Origin of the sequence: Pseudovibrio sp. Ad26, assembly GCF_001623285.1 — a bacterium.
GTDB classification, from domain to species: Bacteria; Pseudomonadota; Alphaproteobacteria; order Rhizobiales; family Stappiaceae; genus Pseudovibrio; species Pseudovibrio ascidiaceicola.
Window position 1 is genome coordinate 1 of sequence record NZ_LMCE01000074.1, and the last position, 20,151, is coordinate 20,151.

At 48.8% G+C, this 20,151-nt stretch carries 21 protein-coding genes; 4 read left to right on the forward strand and 17 right to left on the reverse strand.

Annotated elements, in window-relative coordinates:
• The coding region (locus PsAD26_RS16605; RefSeq protein WP_153041520.1) for a hypothetical protein at positions 1-344 on the reverse strand (344 nt) is incomplete at its 3' end.
• 109 nt (positions 345-453) lie between these two features.
• Here PsAD26_RS16605 and PsAD26_RS16610 point away from each other — a divergent pair.
• From PsAD26_RS16610 to PsAD26_RS16620, 3 genes are all read left to right on the forward strand, one after another.
• Positions 454-951: a hypothetical protein gene (locus tag PsAD26_RS16610; RefSeq protein ID WP_063311349.1), complete on the forward strand. Its 498-nt coding sequence runs from the start codon at positions 454-456 to the stop codon at positions 949-951.
• Positions 948-1,328, forward strand: coding sequence for a DUF6362 family protein (locus PsAD26_RS16615; RefSeq protein ID WP_063311350.1), 381 nt, complete (start codon positions 948-950; stop codon positions 1,326-1,328). The genes PsAD26_RS16610 and PsAD26_RS16615 overlap by 4 nt, the downstream gene beginning before the upstream one ends.
• Before the next feature lie 364 nt (positions 1,329-1,692).
• Positions 1,693-1,956 carry a hypothetical protein gene (locus PsAD26_RS16620; protein ID WP_063311351.1) on the forward strand — a complete coding sequence of 88 codons (264 nt, stop codon included), beginning with the start codon at positions 1,693-1,695 and terminating at the stop codon, positions 1,954-1,956.
• Positions 1,957-2,211: 255 nt separating this feature from the next.
• On the opposite strand, the gene PsAD26_RS16625 is transcribed toward PsAD26_RS16620, so the two are convergent.
• Both PsAD26_RS16625 and PsAD26_RS16630 read right to left on the reverse strand, forming a co-directional pair.
• Positions 2,212-2,433, reverse strand: a complete 222-nt coding sequence (locus tag PsAD26_RS16625) for a hypothetical protein (protein WP_063311352.1) — start codon at positions 2,431-2,433, stop codon at positions 2,212-2,214.
• A 97-nt stretch (positions 2,434-2,530) separates the two neighbouring features.
• Entirely contained in the window at positions 2,531-2,734 is a 204-nt protein-coding gene (locus tag PsAD26_RS16630; RefSeq protein ID WP_063311353.1) for a hypothetical protein, read from the reverse strand.
• Between the two features lie 815 nt (positions 2,735-3,549).
• Here PsAD26_RS16630 and PsAD26_RS30215 point away from each other — a divergent pair.
• The gene (locus tag PsAD26_RS30215; RefSeq protein ID WP_275507203.1) at positions 3,550-3,723 is read left to right on the forward strand and encodes a ParB N-terminal domain-containing protein; all 174 of its coding nucleotides are present in this window, start codon (positions 3,550-3,552) and stop codon (positions 3,721-3,723) included.
• Between the two features lie 231 nt (positions 3,724-3,954).
• On the opposite strand, the gene PsAD26_RS16635 is transcribed toward PsAD26_RS30215, so the two are convergent.
• The 14 genes from PsAD26_RS16635 to PsAD26_RS16700 all read right to left on the reverse strand — a co-directional run bounded on the left by PsAD26_RS16635 (position 3,955) and on the right by PsAD26_RS16700 (position 20,150).
• Positions 3,955-4,653, reverse strand: a complete 699-nt coding sequence (locus PsAD26_RS16635; RefSeq protein WP_063311354.1) for an FCD domain-containing protein — start codon at positions 4,651-4,653, stop codon at positions 3,955-3,957.
• A gap of 7 nt (positions 4,654-4,660) precedes the next feature.
• Complete coding sequence (locus PsAD26_RS16640; protein ID WP_063311355.1) at positions 4,661-5,494, reverse strand: sulfite exporter TauE/SafE family protein; 834 nt, start codon at positions 5,492-5,494, stop codon at positions 4,661-4,663.
• 42 nt (positions 5,495-5,536) lie between these two features.
• Entirely contained in the window at positions 5,537-7,327 is a 1,791-nt protein-coding gene (locus PsAD26_RS16645) for a gamma-glutamyltransferase family protein (RefSeq protein WP_063311356.1), read from the reverse strand.
• 11 nt (positions 7,328-7,338) lie between these two features.
• A complete protein-coding gene (locus PsAD26_RS16650; RefSeq protein WP_063311357.1) occupies positions 7,339-8,223 on the reverse strand; it encodes an ABC transporter permease in 885 nt (294 codons plus the stop codon).
• The gene (locus PsAD26_RS16655; protein WP_063311358.1) at positions 8,220-9,167 is read right to left on the reverse strand and encodes an ABC transporter permease; all 948 of its coding nucleotides are present in this window, start codon (positions 9,165-9,167) and stop codon (positions 8,220-8,222) included. Before PsAD26_RS16655 ends, PsAD26_RS16650 begins: the two co-directional genes overlap by 4 nt.
• A gap of 66 nt (positions 9,168-9,233) precedes the next feature.
• Positions 9,234-10,703, reverse strand: a complete 1,470-nt coding sequence (locus PsAD26_RS16660) for an ABC transporter substrate-binding protein (protein ID WP_063311359.1) — start codon at positions 10,701-10,703, stop codon at positions 9,234-9,236.
• A gap of 38 nt (positions 10,704-10,741) precedes the next feature.
• Complete coding sequence (locus PsAD26_RS16665) at positions 10,742-11,869, reverse strand: dipeptide ABC transporter ATP-binding protein (protein ID WP_084403711.1); 1,128 nt, start codon at positions 11,867-11,869, stop codon at positions 10,742-10,744.
• Positions 11,866-12,882 (reverse strand): ABC transporter ATP-binding protein, encoded by a 1,017-nt coding sequence (locus tag PsAD26_RS16670; RefSeq protein WP_063311360.1) that lies wholly within the window; start codon positions 12,880-12,882, stop codon positions 11,866-11,868. Before PsAD26_RS16670 ends, PsAD26_RS16665 begins: the two co-directional genes overlap by 4 nt.
• A 383-nt stretch (positions 12,883-13,265) precedes the next feature.
• Positions 13,266-15,149 carry an ABC transporter ATP-binding protein gene (locus PsAD26_RS16675; RefSeq protein WP_244278258.1) on the reverse strand — a complete coding sequence of 628 codons (1,884 nt, stop codon included), beginning with the start codon at positions 15,147-15,149 and terminating at the stop codon, positions 13,266-13,268.
• Positions 15,142-16,086, reverse strand: coding sequence for an acetamidase/formamidase family protein (locus PsAD26_RS16680; RefSeq protein ID WP_063311361.1), 945 nt, complete (start codon positions 16,084-16,086; stop codon positions 15,142-15,144). Before PsAD26_RS16680 ends, PsAD26_RS16675 begins: the two co-directional genes overlap by 8 nt.
• A gap of 11 nt (positions 16,087-16,097) precedes the next feature.
• Complete coding sequence (locus PsAD26_RS16685) at positions 16,098-17,717, reverse strand: ABC transporter substrate-binding protein (protein WP_063311400.1); 1,620 nt, start codon at positions 17,715-17,717, stop codon at positions 16,098-16,100.
• 43 nt (positions 17,718-17,760) lie between these two features.
• Complete coding sequence (locus PsAD26_RS16690; protein WP_063311362.1) at positions 17,761-18,681, reverse strand: ABC transporter permease; 921 nt, start codon at positions 18,679-18,681, stop codon at positions 17,761-17,763.
• 1 nt (position 18,682) lies between these two features.
• Positions 18,683-19,531, reverse strand: coding sequence for an ABC transporter permease (locus PsAD26_RS16695; protein ID WP_063311363.1), 849 nt, complete (start codon positions 19,529-19,531; stop codon positions 18,683-18,685).
• Position 19,532: 1 nt separating this feature from the next.
• Positions 19,533-20,150, reverse strand: a complete 618-nt coding sequence (locus PsAD26_RS16700) for an ANTAR domain-containing protein (protein ID WP_063311364.1) — start codon at positions 20,148-20,150, stop codon at positions 19,533-19,535.
• Between the last annotated feature and the right edge of the window lies 1 nt (position 20,151).

Genomic DNA, 20,151 nt, shown 5'->3' on the forward strand with positions numbered 1-20,151 from the left:
GCTCGGAGCGCAAGCTGCGCAACTGCCTGAATGACCTGGAAGCATTGGGGCTGATCACCCGCTATCAGCGTCGCCGTGCCAATGGCTCTCGCAGGTCCGATATTTTCGTCCTTACTGGCTTTGACGGGCGAAGGCCTATCCCCGATCAAAATGACCATCCTGCTCTGGAAAACTTGCCAGCGATCAAACCCGGAACATCCAATCGGCACCACGTGCCGGATGAGCCTGATAACAACCGGCATGGTGTGCCGGTAGGCCCTGCCAGCACCCGGCACGTGGTGCCGCACCAACCGGCATGTGGTGCCGCTACCAACCGGCACGTGGTGCCCCCCTTGAACCGTCATTTAGAACCATCAAAAGAACCTTTTCCCCCTTACCCCCAAAACCCGGTCTGTGAGCAACATTGGGCAAAACCTCAAGCACAGGCAGGTCTTCAAGCCAAGGAGAAATCCCATGAGCAATCTGTTCGATCCCATGAACCCTCCAAGCGCAAAAATTCCATTTCCCATGTTTGGCAGAGAGCCTGGGATGAGGCTCTTGCAGCAGCTGATAGCATCCCGGCCAGAACGAAGGCAGGCACCACGATCAGCTCAAGAGATTGAGGAACTGGAGCAACTGCTCAGCACACTCACGCAGACCAACGCACCCGGTGGGTCAAAACCAGTGAGTCTGGCAGTGGGACAGCTTCTCAATCACTATCCGCAAAAGCGGCTCTCACCAGAGGCCATCACACAGCTGATTGAAGATTGGATCCAGGATCTGAGCGGCTATCCAACCGATGTGATCTTCGCCACCTGTCAGGCCTGGCGACGCAGCAGCAAGACCGTTGCCCCCACGCCTGGTCAGCTTATCGCTTTTGCTGACCCCATCATGGCAGCCCGCAGCTTCCACATCCGTGTGCTGAACAGCGTTTTGGAAGCGCAAGTCGCCAGCACTCAGGACACCTCATGATGCTCACCACCACCCAGATCGTTGATCGTCTGGAGCTGGCTGCCAGCACCCTGCGACGGCTGCCCAATCCGCCAAGGTCTACACCACGGCGTGATGGAAACACATGGCCGCAGGTTATCCATGATGTTCATGAGGCCTATGGTTACAACAAGCCTCAGCTACGAGCTGTGCCCAGCGCGCGCGATATTGCTTTCATGGAAGAGACGATCAACTGGCTGCGCCATGTTCCACGCACTGATGATAGGAAAATCCTTTGGATGCGGGCAGAAGGTTACCGCTGGCGGCCCATCTGCATTCAGGTCGGGCTCACCCGTTCTACCGCCCATCACCGTGCTATGGCCGCTGTTTTAGCCATACAGCGCGCCATAAACAGATGAAGGTGAAGCCACATACACCTCTACCCTCTACATTCAGGACCGGCTAATGCCATGGGTTTGTGGAGGAATTCGGTTTCCTTGCATTGACACCTTGCACCATTCATCGCATGGTCATCTTGAGGCGTCGAAACCTCTCACAAGTAGCGGTCACCGCTGCCGTTATTCGGCGGTCAATTTGTGTTTGGAGTTAGCCCTCCTTACGCAAACTCTCGCTTATGGGCGGGAGGGCGGTGAATATAATACCCCTTCGCGGGGGGAATAAACCCGCCTGTCTACTTGCAGGTTTCGAACCTCCCGCTCGCCAGTGGGTTGTCGAATGCCTTCTGCTGAGTGGTTGTTCAACACCCAAAGTAGAGGGCTTGAAATGACAGAAACTGGTAAAGAGAAATGTGCCCATACGTCCCTTCGCAATGAAGTGGATCAGCTTCGATTATCAACCAACCACCTCAAAAATATAGTCTATTCCATGAGCGTGGTGATGAGCGAACGCATGGAGCATACCCAGGAATATGAAGCGTTGCTGACGCTGTTTGATACTGTGCGCAATCACATAGAAAATGCGCAGGCAAGTAGCGAAAGGATCTCCGATCTGCTTGATCCTTGCGCACTGGAAGTCTCAAAAGACTAAAAAGCATTGGAATGCTGAGAGGTTCTGCCTCTCATGGAATATTCTGGCTTGGGAGGCGCAGTGCCTCTCAGGCCTATTTGAGTTTGAGCTGAGTTTTGAAAGCTCACCCATAGACCGGGAAGGGGCTTCATTAGAGACCCGGAAGGGTGCACTGGCTGCGGTTCCCATGCGCGTGTCATCCACCTAAACCAACCTCACCAACAATAAACTCCGCTGAGCGCGGGGTTGCAATCCATACCCGGACATCTGCTTAACTCAAATCAGACCGAGTTCTCTGAGTGTATTTGCTGCATCGAGGAGCTGGTTGGTGTTCATTTCGATCGTTAGCGTCATATTGTCTGCGTTGACCCGAGCCTTAACCGCTGCCTTGTCATCGAGTGCGTGGGCGATCGGGTCACACGCCTCGTATGGTCGATTGGCGTTAAACCCCGCCTTGGCTAAGTCCTGTGCTGCAATCCTGATTGTGCTGGTTCTCATAGACCTTCCCTCTATTGCCACCGAGCCCCCTGCCCGCCTTCACGATCGCAACCCCGCACCGCTGGCGGGGTCTGTTCTCTTTGCGGGCCTAGTAGGATTAGGCGTCGAGTTCAGCGGCTAGCTTGTCTCTGGCGGCGCTTAGCATGTCCAGGTAGGCGCCGCCTTTGTGTAGGATGATCTTGCCGGCCCACAGCTCCTCGGCGTTCTTATCGCCGAAGACCTCGCGCATCTCTTCGTTGGTGTAGCGTAGGATTTCCGTCCCCCATTGGGGGTGCTCTGTATAGATGTAGTTCACGTGCATGGCGCTTGCTCCTCTTGTCGCTTGTGCTCTTTACACATGGCTTGAGTTTATTTTTCTCGGTACCGCGCAATGCCATACCCACCTGCACAATTAGGGGCTTATAGGTGACATACCATTGGTTTCGCGGATGTGTCAGTGTCTGCGAAGTTTGGCTGGTGTGCGCTTCAAAACAAGAGGCGTCTTGCTTGCTGGTGCCGCTCAGTCCCGCCTGCTATCGTCTCGCACTCGCGTTGGGCTGTGTTGAGCTGCCTTGCGCCGCACTCCCCGACAAATGACCCTGCACTTCTGGCGCGACATAAGTGGGCTGTTTCGGGCACATTGCCGCTATGCTCGGCTAAGCTGCGTCCCCTCCTCCACCCGCAGTCAAGCCGCGCAATATCCTCCTCGCAATCCCATACCAAGCTTCCCCTAGTCCGGCTTTTGGGTCCTTCCGGGCCGCAATCGTATGCGGTGGGGCTTTGCGCACCAGATCGCCAGTTACAGACAGAAATTTTGGGTTCGCACTTTGGGTTCGCGGTTCGCACCTAGCGGAAACGAAAGAAAGCACCGCATCGCAACACTCCTGATTAAGATATTGTTGCATCAATCAATTTAGCGGTGACGCTCTTACTTCGAAAACAACCCAAGGGTGCGAACCTAGAATTTTGAGTTCGCACTTCAGGTTCGCACCTTAGGTTCACGGTTCGCACTCTGAATTCCAAGGTTCGCACCCAATCAACAGGAGCTTCCCTTTGCAAGTCGAGATGATGTCTATCACAACGCTCGTGCCTTATGCTCGCAACGCAAGAACACATCCCGATTAGCAGATTACCCAGATTGCAAGTTCCATTGCTGAGTTTGGTTTTACCAATCCAATATTAGTTGGTGCTGACAACGACATCATTGCGGGTCGCGGGCGCCTGCTAGCAGCAAAAAAGCTAGAGCTCAAAGACAGCTTCCTTGATCTAGATATGTTGCTTTGTCCGATGAGGCGTTTGGCAAACTTTTGAACTTGGCAGCGAAAGTCATCACAGGTTTCTGGCAACAAAGACGCTTTCCAACACCTGATACTAATCCGCACAAGTAATACCAGTTGATGTGGCACACCTCAGTTATCACCTCTAACTGGCTGTCGGTGAGCTCTATACTATGCGCGGGGGCGATGCGTCATGATGCAATGCGCAAGTTCTTGCTAGATGCCTTCCATTGCAGCTCTGCAACTATACCCGCAATAGCCCTCATTATGAGGATTCATAGTGGCGATGGCGCAAGAGGGTGTTTGAAACGGTCAATAAATGAATGCGCATAACAGAAGCTGCGGCTTCACTATTGCGGGAGGCGATGTTTTCCATCAAGTCTTTATGTTGAGATCCAAGTTGGAAGATTGTCTCTTTAGAATATGCACTCTTACGTTCCTGCGTCCAAGAAGCCTGCTTTCGAACCTCCCGAATTTCATTATAAATGTTTAAGAAGAGCGGATTATGAGCAATCTCTGCAATTTTGTAATGGAATATTTCATCGGCCGTTTCATAGGTTGTTGTATCACGCGCATCTAAAGTCGCTTGCATGAGTTGCCCTAACAATTTCAACTCATCAACAGATGCACGCTCTGCTGCCAGTGCCGCAAGGGCTGGCTCAATTTCCAGACGGACTTCCATCACATCACGAGGAGTAATTCGGCCCGCGAGAATGCGTATGCGTCCTGCATCAGCTGCTGGAGGAGGTGCTACAAAAGTGCCTTGTCCCTGTCGGCGAAAAACGGAACCTGATTGCTCTAGTTCACCTAATACTTGTCTTAGTCGCGCCCGGCTAATACCCAGTTTCAATGCAAGTGTGCGCTCAGGAAGCAATCTTCCTCCAGAGATGAATTCTTTGTTATCTTCTCGGTTTTCAATCGCATCCAATAGTGTCTGTTCTGGATGCTTATTGCTTGATCCCATTATACTTCTAGCTTCCAACTAAGTCGGTAAACATGCGCATCGAGGTTATAGCTAAAAACATACCAAAAACAAGGCGCAAGGTTCCTCTGGGAATGCTATGCGCGATCTTCACCCCGATACGGGCAAATGATGTACTCAGCGGAATGATGATAGCAGCAGCGAGCAAATTTATGTAGCCCAGAGAAAATGGTGGCAGCCCTTCCTGCCCTAGCCCACTAATGGCATAAACCGCAGCACTCGGCAGGCTGATAACGAAACCTATTGCCGCAGAGGTTCCAACAGCTCTGCGAATATCATAGCCTAAGAAGTTCAGCAGCGGCACACACACTGTGCCTCCTCCAATACCCATCATGGAAGATATCGTGCCTGCAAGAACACCTAAACTTGTCCAGGTAGGTTTGGAAAAACTACGTTGCCTGACCTCTGAGGAAGTCTTTCGAAAAATCATGTCGATAGCAACAAGAGCAGCAACGCAGGAAAATATTCCAATTAAGATATAACCCGAAACAATACTACCAAGCAGCGCACCGCCAACCACTCCAACAATAATTGAGGGTGTCCACAATTTGAGAAGTGTAAAATCAATTGCCCCGCGTTTGTGGTGCCCTATACCAGAAGAAAGAGAAGTGAAAACAATCGTCAGCAATGACGTCGCAACAGCAACTTGCATTGCTAGGTTTGCATTTACTTGAGCAATTTGCGTTAGAGTTATATACAAGGCAGGAACGATAACAATTCCGCCACCCACACCAAGTAAACCCGCTAGTATGCCCCCCAGCACGTCGGCTGCAATAGAAATTGTGACCATTGTGGCAATACTCGTCAGCCCCCAATATTCCATAGGTACTCCTCAACTTTGGTCTCCCATATCGAGCTGTTGCTCTTACCGGCCAATAGCGTACGCTTGCATCAGGCGAGGTGTCGCCGCTGCTTGCAATGTCCCGCAAGGATGTCGGAGCGCTGCGGTAAGACGTCCAATCGACCACGGCTCTGCAACAGTCACAATATGACCTCGAGCACGCAAACCATCGATGGTATTTTGTCCCACAGCCGGTTCAATCATCATCTCACCAGGCTTAGCTTCTCTAGGGAAAAATGATCCCTGAAAGTGGTCGGTATGAAAGAGCGGATAATCCATCCCCTCTTGTAAATCCAAACCGTGATGAACAAAGCGCAAAAACCAGATTAGCTGCCATTGATCTTGCTGATCTCCGCCCGGTGTACCAAATACAAGTTGAGTACCATTTTTTTCCGCAAAACTTGGGGTAAGAGTTGTACGTGGTCGCTTACGTGGCGCAAGTGCATTAGGCACACCTTCCTCTAGCCAAAACATCTGGGCACGAGAGTTCAAGGGAAACCCTAATCCCGGCACAACCGGTGAGCTTTGCAACCAACCACCTGATGGCGTTGCTGCAACCATATTGCCCCACCGGTCAATGATATCCAAATGTACTGTATCTCCTCGTTTTTCGGTAAGATGCGCCATCGTCGGTTCGCCAGCGCTTACCCCGCAGGTCACACCAAAATCTTGTTGAGCTCTTGCGATGTATCCGTCGGCTAGATGTTCCAGCCCTAACAGTCGGCCAGGTCTTTGCTCAAAAGAGGCTTTTTCAACAACCAGCTGACTGCGTTCAGCGGCATAGTCATCTGAAAGTAAATAACCCAGCGGTATATCGCTGAACTCTGGATCTCCATAATAAGTTTCTCGATCAGCATAGGCGAGCTTCATCACTTCGATCACGGTATGGATGAACTCATCACCGTTGGGATCCATCGCGCCAAGGTCGAACTTTTTCAAGATTGATAGGGCTTGAAGCATGACTGGCCCCTGACTCCAGGGCAGCGTTTTGTGCACTTGCCAGCCGTGATAATTTAAGGAAACAGTTTCTTCGGTAAAGGCTTGCCAGTTCGCCAAATCTTCGCGTGTCAGTATCCCACTATTCTTCTGTTCTGAAACATCCATGACCGATGCTTCGCTGAGATAATCACCGATAGCGTCTGCGACGAAACCATTTCTCCAGATTTCACGAGCAGCTGCAATTTGCCCCTCACGATCACCGCATTTAGCTTCCGCCTCCGCCAGAATACGCTGGTAGGTATTCGCCAGGTCTGGATTCTTGAAGTTCGTGTTTGGTTCTGGTACTTCGCCGTCTGGTGCCCAAACTTCAGCAGAGCTGGGCCATTCCTCAGCAAAGAATTCTTTCAGACTTGCGATGGTATGGGCAACGCGAGGTAACACAGGATGACCATTTTTCGCATAGTCTATAGCAGGCTGCAACACGTCCCGCAAAGACAGCATTCCATAATCTTGCAGCATTAACATCCAGCCATCGAAAGCGCCTGGGACAACGGTTGCAAGCAACCCAGAACCTGGAATAAGATTTAATCCGAGTCCCCTAAAATGTTCAATAGAGGCAGCAGCCGGGGCAACACCTTGAGCGCAAAGAACTTCCGGTTTGCCTTTGGAGACATCGTAAAGGATAGCAGGCAGGTCTCCAGCTGGACCATTTAGATGTGGCTCAACAACTTGCAGAACAATGCCAGTAGCAACGGCTGCATCAAATGCATTACCGCCTTTTTCTAGGATTCCAAACCCAACGCTTGACGCAATCCAATGGGTAGAAGTGACGACACCGAAGGTGCCACGGATTTCAGGACGTGTCGTAAATGTCATAGTTTATTCGCTTATTTTTCGCGCGGGTCTAATGCATCGCGCAGTCCGTCACCCAGAAGATTAAAGCCGAGGACAACCAGAAAAATCGCTATGCCGGGCCATAAAGCCATCCAAGGAGCTTGATGAAGAAAGTTCTTTGCTATGTTGAGCATTTGGCCCCAACTTGGATCCGGCGCTTGTTGTCCCAGACCAAGGAAGCTCAAGGAAGCCTCAGCAATAATCGCAGCAGCAACGGACAGGGTTGCCTGCACAAGGATTGGAGGGAGGATGTTTGGCAGAATATATCTACTCAGAATTTTGTAGGTGGGCAGGCCCACTGCTCTAGCACTTTCGACATAGTCTTCAGCTTTGATCGAGAGCACTTGCCCACGGGTGAGCCGAATGAAAATGGGTGTCGCAGATATGCCGATGGCTATCATCGCATTAGTAAGGCTTGGCCCGAGGAAAGCAGCAAGAGTAATAGCCAGCACCAAGAATGGTGCCGCGAGCAATGCTTCTGTGCAGCGGGAGATAATGGCATCTGTCCAGCCGGAGAAGTAACCTGCAAGTATACCAAGAGGTACGCCGAGGCCTATGGCAATGGCGACGGAAACTACACCAGCCAGAAGCGACGCCTGAGCACCCCAAACCATGCGCGACAGGACATCACGGCCTATTTCGTCTGTTCCAAAAGGATGAACCCAAGAAGGTGCTTTGCGCACAGACAACCAGTCTGTTGCAGTAGGGTCCACCACTGGTAGCAAGGGAGCAAACATCGCGATTAAGATGAAGAATGTCGCAAGCGCACCACCAACCATGGCACTGTTATGAGTTTTGAATTTCTTCCAAACTCTGTTTTCGTACTTGGTGGTAAGAACTGGATCTTCATTGAAGATGGGCCCGGTTGCATGTGTCATGGCAGACTCCGAAGCCTTGGATTCAGGAAAACATAGGCAATGTCAGCGACAAGGTTCATCAGAATGAACCCAACTGCTGTAACCAGCACCACACCTTGCACCACTGCATAGTCGCGATTGAACACAGCATCGACAATGAGCTTTCCAAAACCAGGAATAGTAAAGATTTGTTCCGTCAGAACAGCGCCAGCGATCAACTCGCCAAACAGCAAGGCTGTTAAAGTGACAATAGGGGTGGCAGCATTTCTGAAAGCATGCTTGAGAATAACTGTTCGCTCTTTGAGCCCCTTTGCTCGAGCCGTGCGAATATAGTCTGATTTTAATACATCAAGCATGGCTGAGCGAGTGTGGCGCATTAACGTTGCAGCTATTGCGGTTCCAAGAACAAAGGCAGGCATAATCATCACGCTTATTGATGCCAATGGGTCATCAAAGAAAGGCACGTATCCAGAAGCTGGCAACAACTGCCACTTTACCGAAACCAACAGGATCAGCATGATACCAAGCCAAAAATTAGGTATCGATAGGCCCGATAAGGCAATCACGTTAGCGCAATAGTCGATCACACTGCCTTTTTTCACTGCTGATAAAATACCGGTTGGAATGCCTATGACTAACGCGATGAAAATTGCCATGATGGCCAGTTGAACTGTGACTGGCAGCTTTTCCATTATCAGCTCGAAAACAGGCTGGTTAGTACGCAAGGAGATGCCTAAATCTCCAGCAACGGCGTTCCCAATCCAGTTGATGTACTGGATAAAGATCGGGTCGTTCAGGCGATACTTGTTACGTAGATACTCAAGCACTTCAGGATCACGCTCTTCCCCCGCCATTGCCAAAACAGGATCACCTGGCAGCAACTTCTGCAAAGTAAATACAAATATGGATATTAGTATTATTGTCGGGATAGCAATCACCAGACGACGCAGAACAAAGTTTAGCATCACTTAGACTTTCAAGATTGCAGGAAGGCTAGCGCGACAATAACTGCCGCGCTGAAAGTATGTTTTCTATTCTTGGAAACTCACACCTTCCAGACGGATCATTCCATCTGGATAGGCTGCAAAGCCTTTGAGATTTGAAGTTAGCCCCCAAATCCAAGTCTGGTGATACAAGTAAATGATAGGTAATTCATCTTGTAAGATCTTATTCGCAGCGATGTAGCTTAGCTTACGTTCTTCTTGGTCCGCAGATTGTCTTGCCAAATTAAGGAGCTCATCTACCTTGGCATTAGAATAACCAGAGTCGTTGATACCACCACCAATTGTTACAAACTGATGGATGTTGCCGTCAGGGTCGACACGCCCGGACCAGCCGATCTGACTGGCCTGATAATTTCCAGCAGAGTCATCAGCCAGCAGTGTTGCGAATTCTTTAGTAACCAACTTAACGTTGATACCCGCTTCAGCTGCCATAGCCTGAATAACTTGCGTCACCTGCGTTGGAACATTCGTGTTGGGCACGGAAATTTCGAGTTCAAGCCCATTCGTATAACCAGCTTCTGCCAGCAATGCTTTTGCCTTGGCAACATCACGTTCAGGAATTGGATGGCTGTTATCATACCAGGGAGAGTTTGGTGGGAACGCCTGATTGCCTGCAGCAAAAGCACCGTTAAAAACAACGTTGTTTAAGACATGCCGGTCAATAGAATAACTAAGAGCCTGGCGAACACGCTTATCTTGACCCCATGGCGTATTTGCCCGTTCACCATTGCCCACATTCATCGTCAGGCCTTGATATCCAAGAGATACTGCGCTGTTTACGTTAACCGCAGTGCTCTGCTCTGCTTGCTTCAAATCAGTAGCAGCAAGCCGGTCAAGAATATGAATATCACCTGATAATAAGTTCGCGAGACGTACGGTATTATCTGGGATCGGTAGATACGTCACTGTATCAAAGTTAATCGCATCCTTGTTCCAATAGCTGTCAAACTTCTTCAGAACAATACGATCTTGAGCCACGCGCTCTACAAATTCGAATGCACCAGAACAAACAGGCTTTAGCCCGAAATCCGTACCTCTGGCTTCTGCAGCATCAGGAGAAACCATCATTCCAGAACGATCTGCCAGCTGGGCCAGCAAGGTAGAATCTGGCTTCTTCAGATTGATAGCGATCTCGTATTCGCTCAAAACAGAGGTGCTTTCAATAGATGAGACTTCAGATTTCCTGCGAGATTCTGGCAGTGTTTGGCTACGCGTAATATTGCGAGCAACTGCTTGAGCGTTGAATGGAGTACCGTCATGAAAAATGACGTCTTCACGCAATTTGAAGGTCAATTTCTTACCACCATCAGTCCATGACCAACTAGTGGCGAGTTGCGGAATGATTTCAAGATCTGGTGTGATGTCGACAAGCTTATCGCAAAGAGATGCATACACAATCCGGCCAACAAAGCTCCGTGACTGATCCGGGTCCAGAACGTCTGCGTCAGACTGCAAGCCGATGCGTAAATCTTGCGCATTCGCAGACATAGTTGTCATAGTTAAGGCTGATAATAAAAGGGCATTGCGGGTAAATTTCACGTCAATTCCTCCGGTTTGACTGCATTACGTTTTCTAAGAACCGCCTTCTTTCCCTTTAGAGCGGCTTGATATAGTTTAAGACGCATTTCAACTTGTTCATTACACACGTCAAAAGCACTCGTTGTCTTCGCTGAAACTTCCTCAACGACTTCGTGCCAAAAGTGACAAGCAATCGTGTGCTCACTGCAAGTTTCAACCATTGATATTTCAGGTTCAATTTTCCAACAGATATCACGAGCGAATTGGCACCTATTGTTAAGTCGACAACCAGTAATTGAGACAGTTGGGCTTGGTGTCTCTCCTGAAAGTGAAATAATAGGCTTTTCTTGGTCGACAACAGGTTCCGGCACAGCTGAAAGCAACGAAAGCGTGTAGGGGTGACAGGGGTTAGAAAAAACCTCATCAACGGGTCCCATCTCGACAATCTTGCCTAGATACATGACCGCAACACGATCACTCATGTGCCGGACAATCGATAGGTCATGCGCAATAACAATAAGAGTCAGATTTAGCTCATCTCGCAAATCATCAAGCAGATTAACAACTTGCGCCTGCACAGAAACATCCAGTGCGGAAACAGGCTCATCACCAATAATCAGTTTAGGACCACTTGCCAAAGCTCGGGCAATCCCAATGCGTTGTCGTTGACCACCGGAGAACTCATGGGGATAGCGATTGGCGTGCTCCACTCTTAACCCAACCTGCTCCAAAAGCTGTTTCACTTTGTCCTCGCGCTGTTTAGCACTCAAACCTGATCGATGAATTTCGAGAGGTTCACTGATCAGCCTCCCAACGGTCATCCGGGGATTTAATGACGAGAACGGATCTTGAAAAATAAACTGCACCTCTTTTCGGAATGCTGAGAGTTCTTTGCCACTATGCTTACTGATATCCTCACCTTCAAAAATGACTTCACCTTCAGTTGGCGTTATTAAGTGATTCAGCACACGCCCAAGAGTGGACTTCCCGCAACCGGATTCGCCAACGATGGCAAAGGTTTCTCCACGATAGATATCAAAGGAAACACCATCAACAGCCTTCACAAGAACATCAACACAGAAAAGGCCTTGATTGACTTCGTAGTATTTTTTGAGGTTGCGAGCTTCCAAAATAAAATCGCTCATGCACTCAGTTCCAATGTCATGTTCAGCGGAGCAAAATGGCAGGATACAGCGTGGTTATTTTTGAAGAGTTGGGCCACGGGTTTTTCGCTGCACACCGCTGCAGCAAACGGACAACGGCTGCTAAACCTGCAGCCTGATGGCATGGATTGAATGGTCGGCACACTGCCGGGAATTGTGGCGAGGCGCTCTCTTTGCCCCGTTAGCTTGGGTATGGAGGAAAGCAGGCCAATTGTGTAAGGGTGCTGCGGATCGTTGAAGATAGCCTCAACCGGCCCCTTCTCCACGATTTGACCTGCATACATCACGGCGACATCCGTTGCCAGCTTAGCAACCACACCTAAATCATGGGTGATCATGATTGTTCCCATGCTAGTTTCTTTTTGTAAGTCACGAATGAGTTCAATGATCTGCGCTTGAATGGTCACATCCAAAGCGGTGGTCGGTTCATCGGCTATCAGCAGCGATGGGTTATTAACCAGAGCAATTGCAATCATGACACGTTGGCGCATACCTCCAGACAATTGGTGAGGATATTCATTGAAGCGGACATCTGGCGCGGGAATACCGACTTTAGCCAGCATTTCGATTGTGTGGCTTCTTGCGTCTGCAGGTGAGCAGATATGATGGCACGTGATTGCTTCAGTAATCTGTTCACCAACCTTGAAGGACGGGTTTAGGGAAGTCATCGGCTCCTGAAAAATCATTGCAATTCGATCACCACGCAGATGTCGAGCACGACGAGCTTCTGAAACAAGATATTCGTGGCCCTCAAACCAAATTGTACCACTGAGAATGTCGACCTCTGTTGGCGAAAGAAGCCCCATCAGCGCCAAAGCAGTAATACTTTTCCCGCAACCAGATTCACCCACGATGCAAAGGGTTTGCCCGGGAAACACTTCAAGCGAGAGGTTTTCAACCAGATCAGTTGAACTCCCGATTATTCTCATTTTGAGATCTGAAACTGAAAAAATGGGCGAACTAGGTATTGTCGAGCGGCTCGTTATAGTAGCCATAAAAAACCTCTCCCTAAACCAAATTAAAATTGGTACAAAAAGAGCCTAATTCCTTTTAGAAATCTGTCAACAATTAAGGAAAAAAATACTAATGACGCAGAGGTAATAATGCATATTTATTTTAATTTTCTATTTGATGTCATTGAGTTATGGTTGAATACACAATATAAATCCACAAACCAATTTGAAAGTAAATTACAGCGCTACAATGACACTTAATTTGATAATAAATAGAATCACGATTACTTTATATAATATAATTTACTTTATAATTCTCACAATGCTGCAAAATTTGGAATGCAATCATAAATATATTCAACCACCAGCTAACTAATGCTCTACTTTTCCTAGCAACGAGCGTGAATAAGCCATCAAAAGAAAATCTAAAATGGAGAGTGGGCGTGCGTCTTGGTCCGCTGTTCTAGCACAACTGGTTTCGGACCGGTTCCAATATCGTAGACAGGGCTTGCAATTTCATCTGTATTGCGTTGGCGGTGTTTTTTTCGCTGCCTTGGATCAGGTACAGGAACTGCATCTATCAATGCTTTGGTATAAGGGTGGGTAGGTGTCTCGAAAATTTCCTCACGACTCCCAATTTCTATAATTTGCCCTAGATACATTACGGCAACCCGGTGGCTAATCTGCTCAACGACAGCAAGATCATGCGAAATGAAGAGATAAGAAAGGCCCATTTCTTGCTGCAGCTCACCCATTAGTTCGAGAACGCGCGCTTGCACTGTGACATCTAGCGCGGAGACACTTTCATCCGCTACGATGATTTTCGGATTAAGAGTTAGAGCGCGGGCGATGCAAATACGTTGTCGCTGTCCACCTGAAAACTCATGGGGGTACCGCTTCATGTGATCCCTGCTTAATCCAACCCGCTCGAACAGATACGCAACTTTTTCACGGCGTTCCGCCTTAGAACCAATACGATGAATGTCGAGTGGTTCACTTACTAGATCTCCAACGTTCATCCGTGGGTTCAGCGAGGCATACGGGTCTTGAAAGATCATTTGTATATGACGGCGCGCGACCAAAGGATCCTCGCGATATCTAGCGCGAATGTCCTTTCCGTTTATACTGACCTGCCCTTGCCAATCGACCAAATTGAGAAGCGCTCTTCCTATTGTCGACTTACCACATCCACTTTCTCCGACAAGCGCTACGGTTTCACCTTCGAACAAATCAAATGATACTTTTTCAACTGCATGCACGCGCTTCATTGGACGACGAAGAAGCCCTCCCGCAATATCGAAACCGACAGTCAAGTCCTTGACCGACAATAATGGTTGTGACGATGAAAGAACCTGCTTCGAGGCAAATGACCTCGAAGCAGGTGCCTGCGAGCATTGTTTTCGGGGTGGAGCACTCACAGGCTGGAGCCGATCTCTTTTAATACTTCCTAGTTTAGGAGAGTCTCTGATTAGCTTTCTGGTGTACTCTCGCTGAGGTGCATAGAAAATCTCCTCAACGGAGCCTTGCTCCATCATCTTTCCATGTTGAACGACCAAAACCCGGTCTGCCATTTCAGCGACCACGCCCATATCGTGTGTGATCAAAACGAGTGCCATATGGAATTCCTGCTGTAACTCCTTCATCAATGTCAGAATTTGAGCTTGAATAGTCACATCTAAGGCCGTGGTGGGCTCATCCGCTATCAGAACACGAGGTTTGCATAAAAGAGACATGGCAATCATCACACGTTGCCGCATTCCTCCAGAGAGCTCGTGAGGATATTGTGAAAAACGCTTTTTAGCCTCAGATAGGCGAACAGCATCCAACATGGCCAACGCTTGGCGTTTAGCCAACCGCCCTTCCGCATGCTTATGGAACAATAAGACTTCTCGCAGCTGATCGCCGATAGTCATCACTGGGTTCAATGATGTCATCGGTTCCTGAAAGATCATCGAAATGGTGTTGCCCCGTAGATCATCCAATTTTTTTTGTGTGGCATGCAATAAATCTTCATCGCCCAATAATGCGGTGCCATTGGTGATAACCGCACTTTCTTTGGGCAACAAACCCATCACACCGAGTGATGTGATGGATTTGCCTGATCCAGTTTCACCTGCAATACACAAAGTCTCAGAGGCATGCACACTATAAGAAAAATCATGGACGACAGGCTTCAATCCATTCTCTGTTCGAACAGAAATAGAGAGATCTCTGACATCTAATGCCGGGATTTTATGCGTCTTCATATAAACAACCTTAAAAATCCAGATGTTGTCATAGGCTGATGAAAAGGCATGAACTTCATTCAAAAACGATCCGAGGAAAGTAAAACGACACCACCCAGTTAGGCATATCGACAATTTCTGAAATGCGCAGATCACCACAGGTTGAGCAAAGCATATAAGCCTCTACTGAATTGAGGTTATGTCTGGCACTTAGCAAATCGACCATATTGGAGACCGCAGCTTTCGCCCCAGCCATCAGGTCTTTGCCAATGCCGGTGGTTACATCATATCCTTTTGCATCAAGGTGACGTGTCACCGGGCCGGGAGTAGTAAAGCGTGGCGTCGTCAAAGGCGTTTGCTTGATCAGATCCAGTTTAACCGTAACATCCATCTGGCTTTCAATGGCCGTGCCGCATACTTCCCCGTCACCTTGTGCGGCGTGGGTGTCACCTATCGAGAACAATCCCCCGTCGACCTGGACCGGAAGATATAATTCAGATCCAAGGGATAGGTCTCGAATATCCAAATTCCCCCCCATCGCGCGAGGTGGCACAACTGAATGTAAGCCCTGTTCAACAGGAGCAAGGCCAATTGTTCCTGCAAATGGCTTGAGAGGCACTGCCCCATGCTGCCCAAATGCTGCCGGTGTCATGCCATGTGGATCGTAATCCCATAGCACGAGAGCTGGATCTTTGAATTGATCGGCAAGCAGACCGAAGCCAGGGATATTAGCGGTCCATCCGAAACCTGAAGGCTTGAAGTGCTCAATAGTTACTTTGATGATGTCTCCAGGCTCTGCCCCATCAATAAAGATGGGACCGTTAACTGGATTGACACGTTCAAAGTCTAACGCAGAAAGATCCGCAGCTGCGCTATATCTGGTTATCTGCCCTCCTGAAGAGTCCATGCAAACAAACTCAAGAGCACTTCCGGGAGAGACACTCTCAATAGGTGTAATTGAATTGTCCCATCCAAAATGATGTTGATGCCGGTGGATGGTATAATCTGGTGCATTACACATATACGCTGCCTTTAATTAGCTTCGTTGAGATAGACATGATCGTAGTGAACAGGGATATGAACAGGGTCCACAAAAATGCCTTCAGGACCAGCCAGCTTTTCTGAACGAATGGTGAAACGTTGCTCGTTGAAAATTGGCACCCACGGTGCATCTTCCTGAACCTTCATGAAGATTTCACGCCACTCATTAACGCGTGCTTCCGCCTGATCAGCACCAACCATCGCATCGGCCTTCTGCGCACGGGCGTCAAGCTCTTCATTGCAATACCACGACCAGTTCCACCCACCGGCAACAGCGCCACCACAACCCAAAATCGGACCATAGAAGTTTGATGGATCTGGGAAATCAGCGATCCAAGCCATACCACCAGACCAGATCATTGGCGCTTGATCTTCTTCTCCACCCGCAGCAATTACGTTGGCTTGCGCAAGTGACTTGATTTCAGCCTGAATGCCAACCTTTGCCAGATCCTGTTGAATTGCCTGCGCGATACGCGGTTGAGGATCTACGTTTGCAACATAAAGCTCAGTTGTAAAACCATCTGAAAAGCCCGCTTCAGTAAGCAGAGCTTTTGCGCCTTCAACATTGTATCCAGCGCCTTTGTAATTGTGATTATAGCCCGGCATAAGTGGAGGTAGCGGCTGATTAGCAGCGACAGCACGACCATTAATGATACGAAGAACACGCTGTTTATTGATCGCAATATTTATTGCACGGCGAACTTTTACATTATCAAAAGGCGCCATTTGTGTATTCAACGAGATGTAGCCTGTATGAAGTTGACTACCACGTTCGACCATCCCTTCAAATTTCGGGCTTTTTGTTACTTCAAGAAACTTCGCTGGTGGGATACCGTCGCCAGCGATGTCAATCTCACCACGCTCAAGTCTAAGCAGCGCCACGATAGGCTCCTGCCCGACTTCAAACGTAATCCTGTCTAATTTTGGCAGATCCGCGTGATAATATTCTGGATTACGTTCGAAAACGACGCGCTGGCCGATTGTCCATTCGGACATCTTAAATGCCCCAGTGCCTACCGGATGTTTCCCGAAATCTTGCCCATACTGCTCAATCGCCTCTTTCGGCACAATATGCGCAAAGTTAATCGCCATCACATGTAAAAATGTAGCGTCAGGTCGGGAAAGCTGAATGACCACTGTGTCATTAGATGGTGTTGAAACACCGCTTAATCCATCAGCTTTACCTGCGGAAGCTTCTTCAAAGCCTTCAATAGAAGTGAAGAACCCTGCGCCTGGACTTTGGGTTTCAGGATTAACAACGCGGTCCAGAGAATACTTGACGTCAGAGGCTGCTAAGGTACGCCCATTGTGAAACTTCACCCCTGAGCGTAGCTTAAACGTATAAGTAAGACCATCCTCAGAAATGCTATAGGTTTCAGCCAGATCGGGCACCAGATTTGTAGTACCAGGTTTATAATCCATCAGCCCATCAAACAGACTTTTGATCATAGACCAATTTTGCCAGTCATACCCAATTGCTGGATCTAGTGTAGATACATCATCTTTATACGTGACGGTGATTGCCCCTCCTTCTTGTTCGGCTGCATTCGCCAAAGTTGCTGTCACTGCAATTACAAGACTAGCTACACCCGTAAGTAGTGCTTTTTCCATATACATAGCTTCCTCCCACGTAGGCTACGAATTAAGTGTCATCTCATCTAAGTTTGATCCGTGGATCGACGAGTGGTGTAATCAGATCCGCGATTAAATTACCGAGTACGATAGCGCAGGCTGAAACTAGCGTGACGCCCATAATGATCGGAATATCAACACGTTGGATTGCCTGCCACGTTAGTTGACCAATGCCGGGCCAACCGAAAACAGATTCAACAACAACAATGCCGCTCATGAGAAAGCCGATGTCAATGCCGATGAGCGCAATCACAGGCAGCAACGCGTTGGGTAGTGCGTGACGCAATAAAATCCGATAAGCAGGCATTCCCTTCGCTCGTGCGGTGCGAACGTAATCTTGCTGCAAAACATCAATCAGAGCAGAACGCATCAGGCGAGAATACCAACCTGCTCCAAGAATTCCGAGCGTCAGGCTTGGCAAGATCAAGTGTTTGGCTTCGCCATAACCACCAATAGGAAGCCAGGCAAGTTGAACTGCAAACACGTATAGCAGGAGTATTCCAACCACAAACTGAGGTGCAGAAACGCCAACGAAGCTCATGATCATCAGAAACTTATCGACGATGCTATTACGTTTCACCGCAGCAATAATCCCTATGGTCACTCCAAAAACGACTTCAGCTGTTATGGCGGCGAACATCAACAGCAGACTTGCTGGCAAACGTGCTGCAATTAGCTCTCCTACCTCTGATTTTTGCAAGTAAGAACGACCGAAATCACCTTGCAATAGGTTAAACAGGTACCGACTGTATTGCTCATAAAATGGAAGGTCCAAACCCAACTGACTGCGAATGTTGCTAACAGTCGCCGCAGTGGCTGACCTGCCAGCGATCTGTCTGGCCGGATCTGCGGGGACCAAATACAGCAGGATGAATGTAATGAAGCTAACCCCTAGCAAGATAAGAAGGGCCTGAAGGATGCGGCGTGCAAAATAAACGTACATCTCAACCTTTCCCCTTCAAAGTTGGGTCCAAAATGTCGCGCAGCGCATCCCCTAGGAGGTTGAAGCCAAGAGCAAGGAGCAAAATCGCTCCGCCGGGAAAGAAAACCAACCACGGTGCAGAGGTGAAATAGGTCTGATTTTCAAAGATGATATTGCCCCAACTTGGTGTTGGAGGCTGCACACCGATGCCCAAGTAGCTCAGTGTCGCTTCTAAAAGCACGGTTGTTGCAATGCCTAATGTGGCCCACACCATTAGTGTTGGAAGTAAGTGTGGCAATAGATGGCGGAACAAGATGCGAGTTGAAGACGCCCCAATGCTGCGCTCAGCAACGATGAAATCACGCTCAGCTAGAGATGTTGTTTCTGTATAAGTAACCCGTGCGACCTGTACCCAATTCACCATAGCAATCACAAGAGCGACAATCCAAAGGCTGGGTTTGAAAAGAGCCGCGAGAACGATTGCAAGAAGTAGTGCAGGAAACGCCATCATCAGGTCAGTGAAACGCATCAGGACCGTACCAATCCATCCACGCAAAAAACCTGCCGTAATACCAATAAGCGCGCCAATGCAAACCGCAGTTCCATTAGCAATGATACCGATAACTAAAGAAGTTTGAGCGCCATATAACAGCCGTGAAAATAGGTCCCGCCCCAGCAAATCGGTTCCCATCCAAAACATTTCGTTCGGAGGTAGAGGCGCACCTTCCAGTGTGAGACCGTCAAACATCTGTTCGTCTGGCCGAAACGGGGCAATCCACGATGCGCTCAGTGCCAGAAAAATCGTAAGGCTCACAATAATCAAGCCCGTTAGTGATAATGGTCGGCGCACAAGTTCGAGAAAAAATAGCATGCTACGGCACCTTTCTCTGCGGCACTCCCTGACAAAGCACACCGCTTAAACGGGGACTTCCATTGACGGTAAGGGCCTGACAAAAGGCCTCAACTGACTGCCGGCGCCGCATTGCCTCCTGACGTATCAGGCTAAACGCTTGATCATCATTCAATTGCAATTCTGACATAACTGCGAAGACTGCCCGCAAGACCACAGGCCGCAACTGCACACGTTTTTTCAGTTCTGAAATTTCCGTATTCAAAGTTTGTTGGCGTGCAAAATTGGCTGAGGCGATAACAAGTGTCGAAAACACCCCACCTGAACCAATTGGTTTCAACAAATGCGCCGAAACACCTTGCTGGAGTACCCATTCCAGGCGACCTGGGGCTTCGGTAGCTAATAGAGCAATCAAGGGAACGGGTGCATTCCCTGGCGACCAAGGAAACAACTCATCAAAAGAGTTATCACCATCGAAGAAAACTACATCTGCATGCATGGAGGCTGGGTCGATAGTCGGCCAGACCAAATCAACATACATCCCCAATCGCTCAAGTTGTTGTATAAGTCGGCTGATATTATCACTGGGACGATGCGCGACAAGAGCCGCCCAGCCACGAAAGTTGGGTGTCTTAAACATA

Coding starts and splice junctions, on each gene's coding strand:
- PsAD26_RS16610 (WP_063311349.1), top strand. CDS start 454: ATGAGCAATCTGTTCGATCCCATGAACCCTCCAAGCGCAAAAATTCCA.
- PsAD26_RS16615 (WP_063311350.1), top strand. CDS start 948: ATGATGCTCACCACCACCCAGATCGTTGATCGTCTGGAGCTGGCTGCC.
- PsAD26_RS16620 (WP_063311351.1), top strand. CDS start 1,693: ATGACAGAAACTGGTAAAGAGAAATGTGCCCATACGTCCCTTCGCAAT.
- PsAD26_RS16625 (WP_063311352.1), bottom strand. CDS start 2,433: ATGAGAACCAGCACAATCAGGATTGCAGCACAGGACTTAGCCAAGGCG.
- PsAD26_RS16630 (WP_063311353.1), bottom strand. CDS start 2,734: ATGCACGTGAACTACATCTATACAGAGCACCCCCAATGGGGGACGGAA.
- PsAD26_RS16635 (WP_063311354.1), bottom strand. CDS start 4,653: ATGGGATCAAGCAATAAGCATCCAGAACAGACACTATTGGATGCGATT.
- PsAD26_RS16640 (WP_063311355.1), bottom strand. CDS start 5,494: ATGGAATATTGGGGGCTGACGAGTATTGCCACAATGGTCACAATTTCT.
- PsAD26_RS16645 (WP_063311356.1), bottom strand. CDS start 7,327: ATGACATTTACGACACGTCCTGAAATCCGTGGCACCTTCGGTGTCGTC.
- PsAD26_RS16650 (WP_063311357.1), bottom strand. CDS start 8,223: ATGACACATGCAACCGGGCCCATCTTCAATGAAGATCCAGTTCTTACC.
- PsAD26_RS16655 (WP_063311358.1), bottom strand. CDS start 9,167: ATGCTAAACTTTGTTCTGCGTCGTCTGGTGATTGCTATCCCGACAATA.
- PsAD26_RS16660 (WP_063311359.1), bottom strand. CDS start 10,703: ATGACAACTATGTCTGCGAATGCGCAAGATTTACGCATCGGCTTGCAG.
- PsAD26_RS16665 (WP_084403711.1), bottom strand. CDS start 11,869: ATGAGCGATTTTATTTTGGAAGCTCGCAACCTCAAAAAATACTACGAA.
- PsAD26_RS16670 (WP_063311360.1), bottom strand. CDS start 12,882: ATGGCTACTATAACGAGCCGCTCGACAATACCTAGTTCGCCCATTTTT.
- PsAD26_RS16680 (WP_063311361.1), bottom strand. CDS start 16,086: ATGTGTAATGCACCAGATTATACCATCCACCGGCATCAACATCATTTT.
- PsAD26_RS16685 (WP_063311400.1), bottom strand. CDS start 17,717: ATGGAAAAAGCACTACTTACGGGTGTAGCTAGTCTTGTAATTGCAGTG.
- PsAD26_RS16690 (WP_063311362.1), bottom strand. CDS start 18,681: ATGTACGTTTATTTTGCACGCCGCATCCTTCAGGCCCTTCTTATCTTG.
- PsAD26_RS16695 (WP_063311363.1), bottom strand. CDS start 19,531: ATGCTATTTTTTCTCGAACTTGTGCGCCGACCATTATCACTAACGGGC.
- PsAD26_RS16700 (WP_063311364.1), bottom strand. CDS start 20,150: ATGTTTAAGACACCCAACTTTCGTGGCTGGGCGGCTCTTGTCGCGCAT.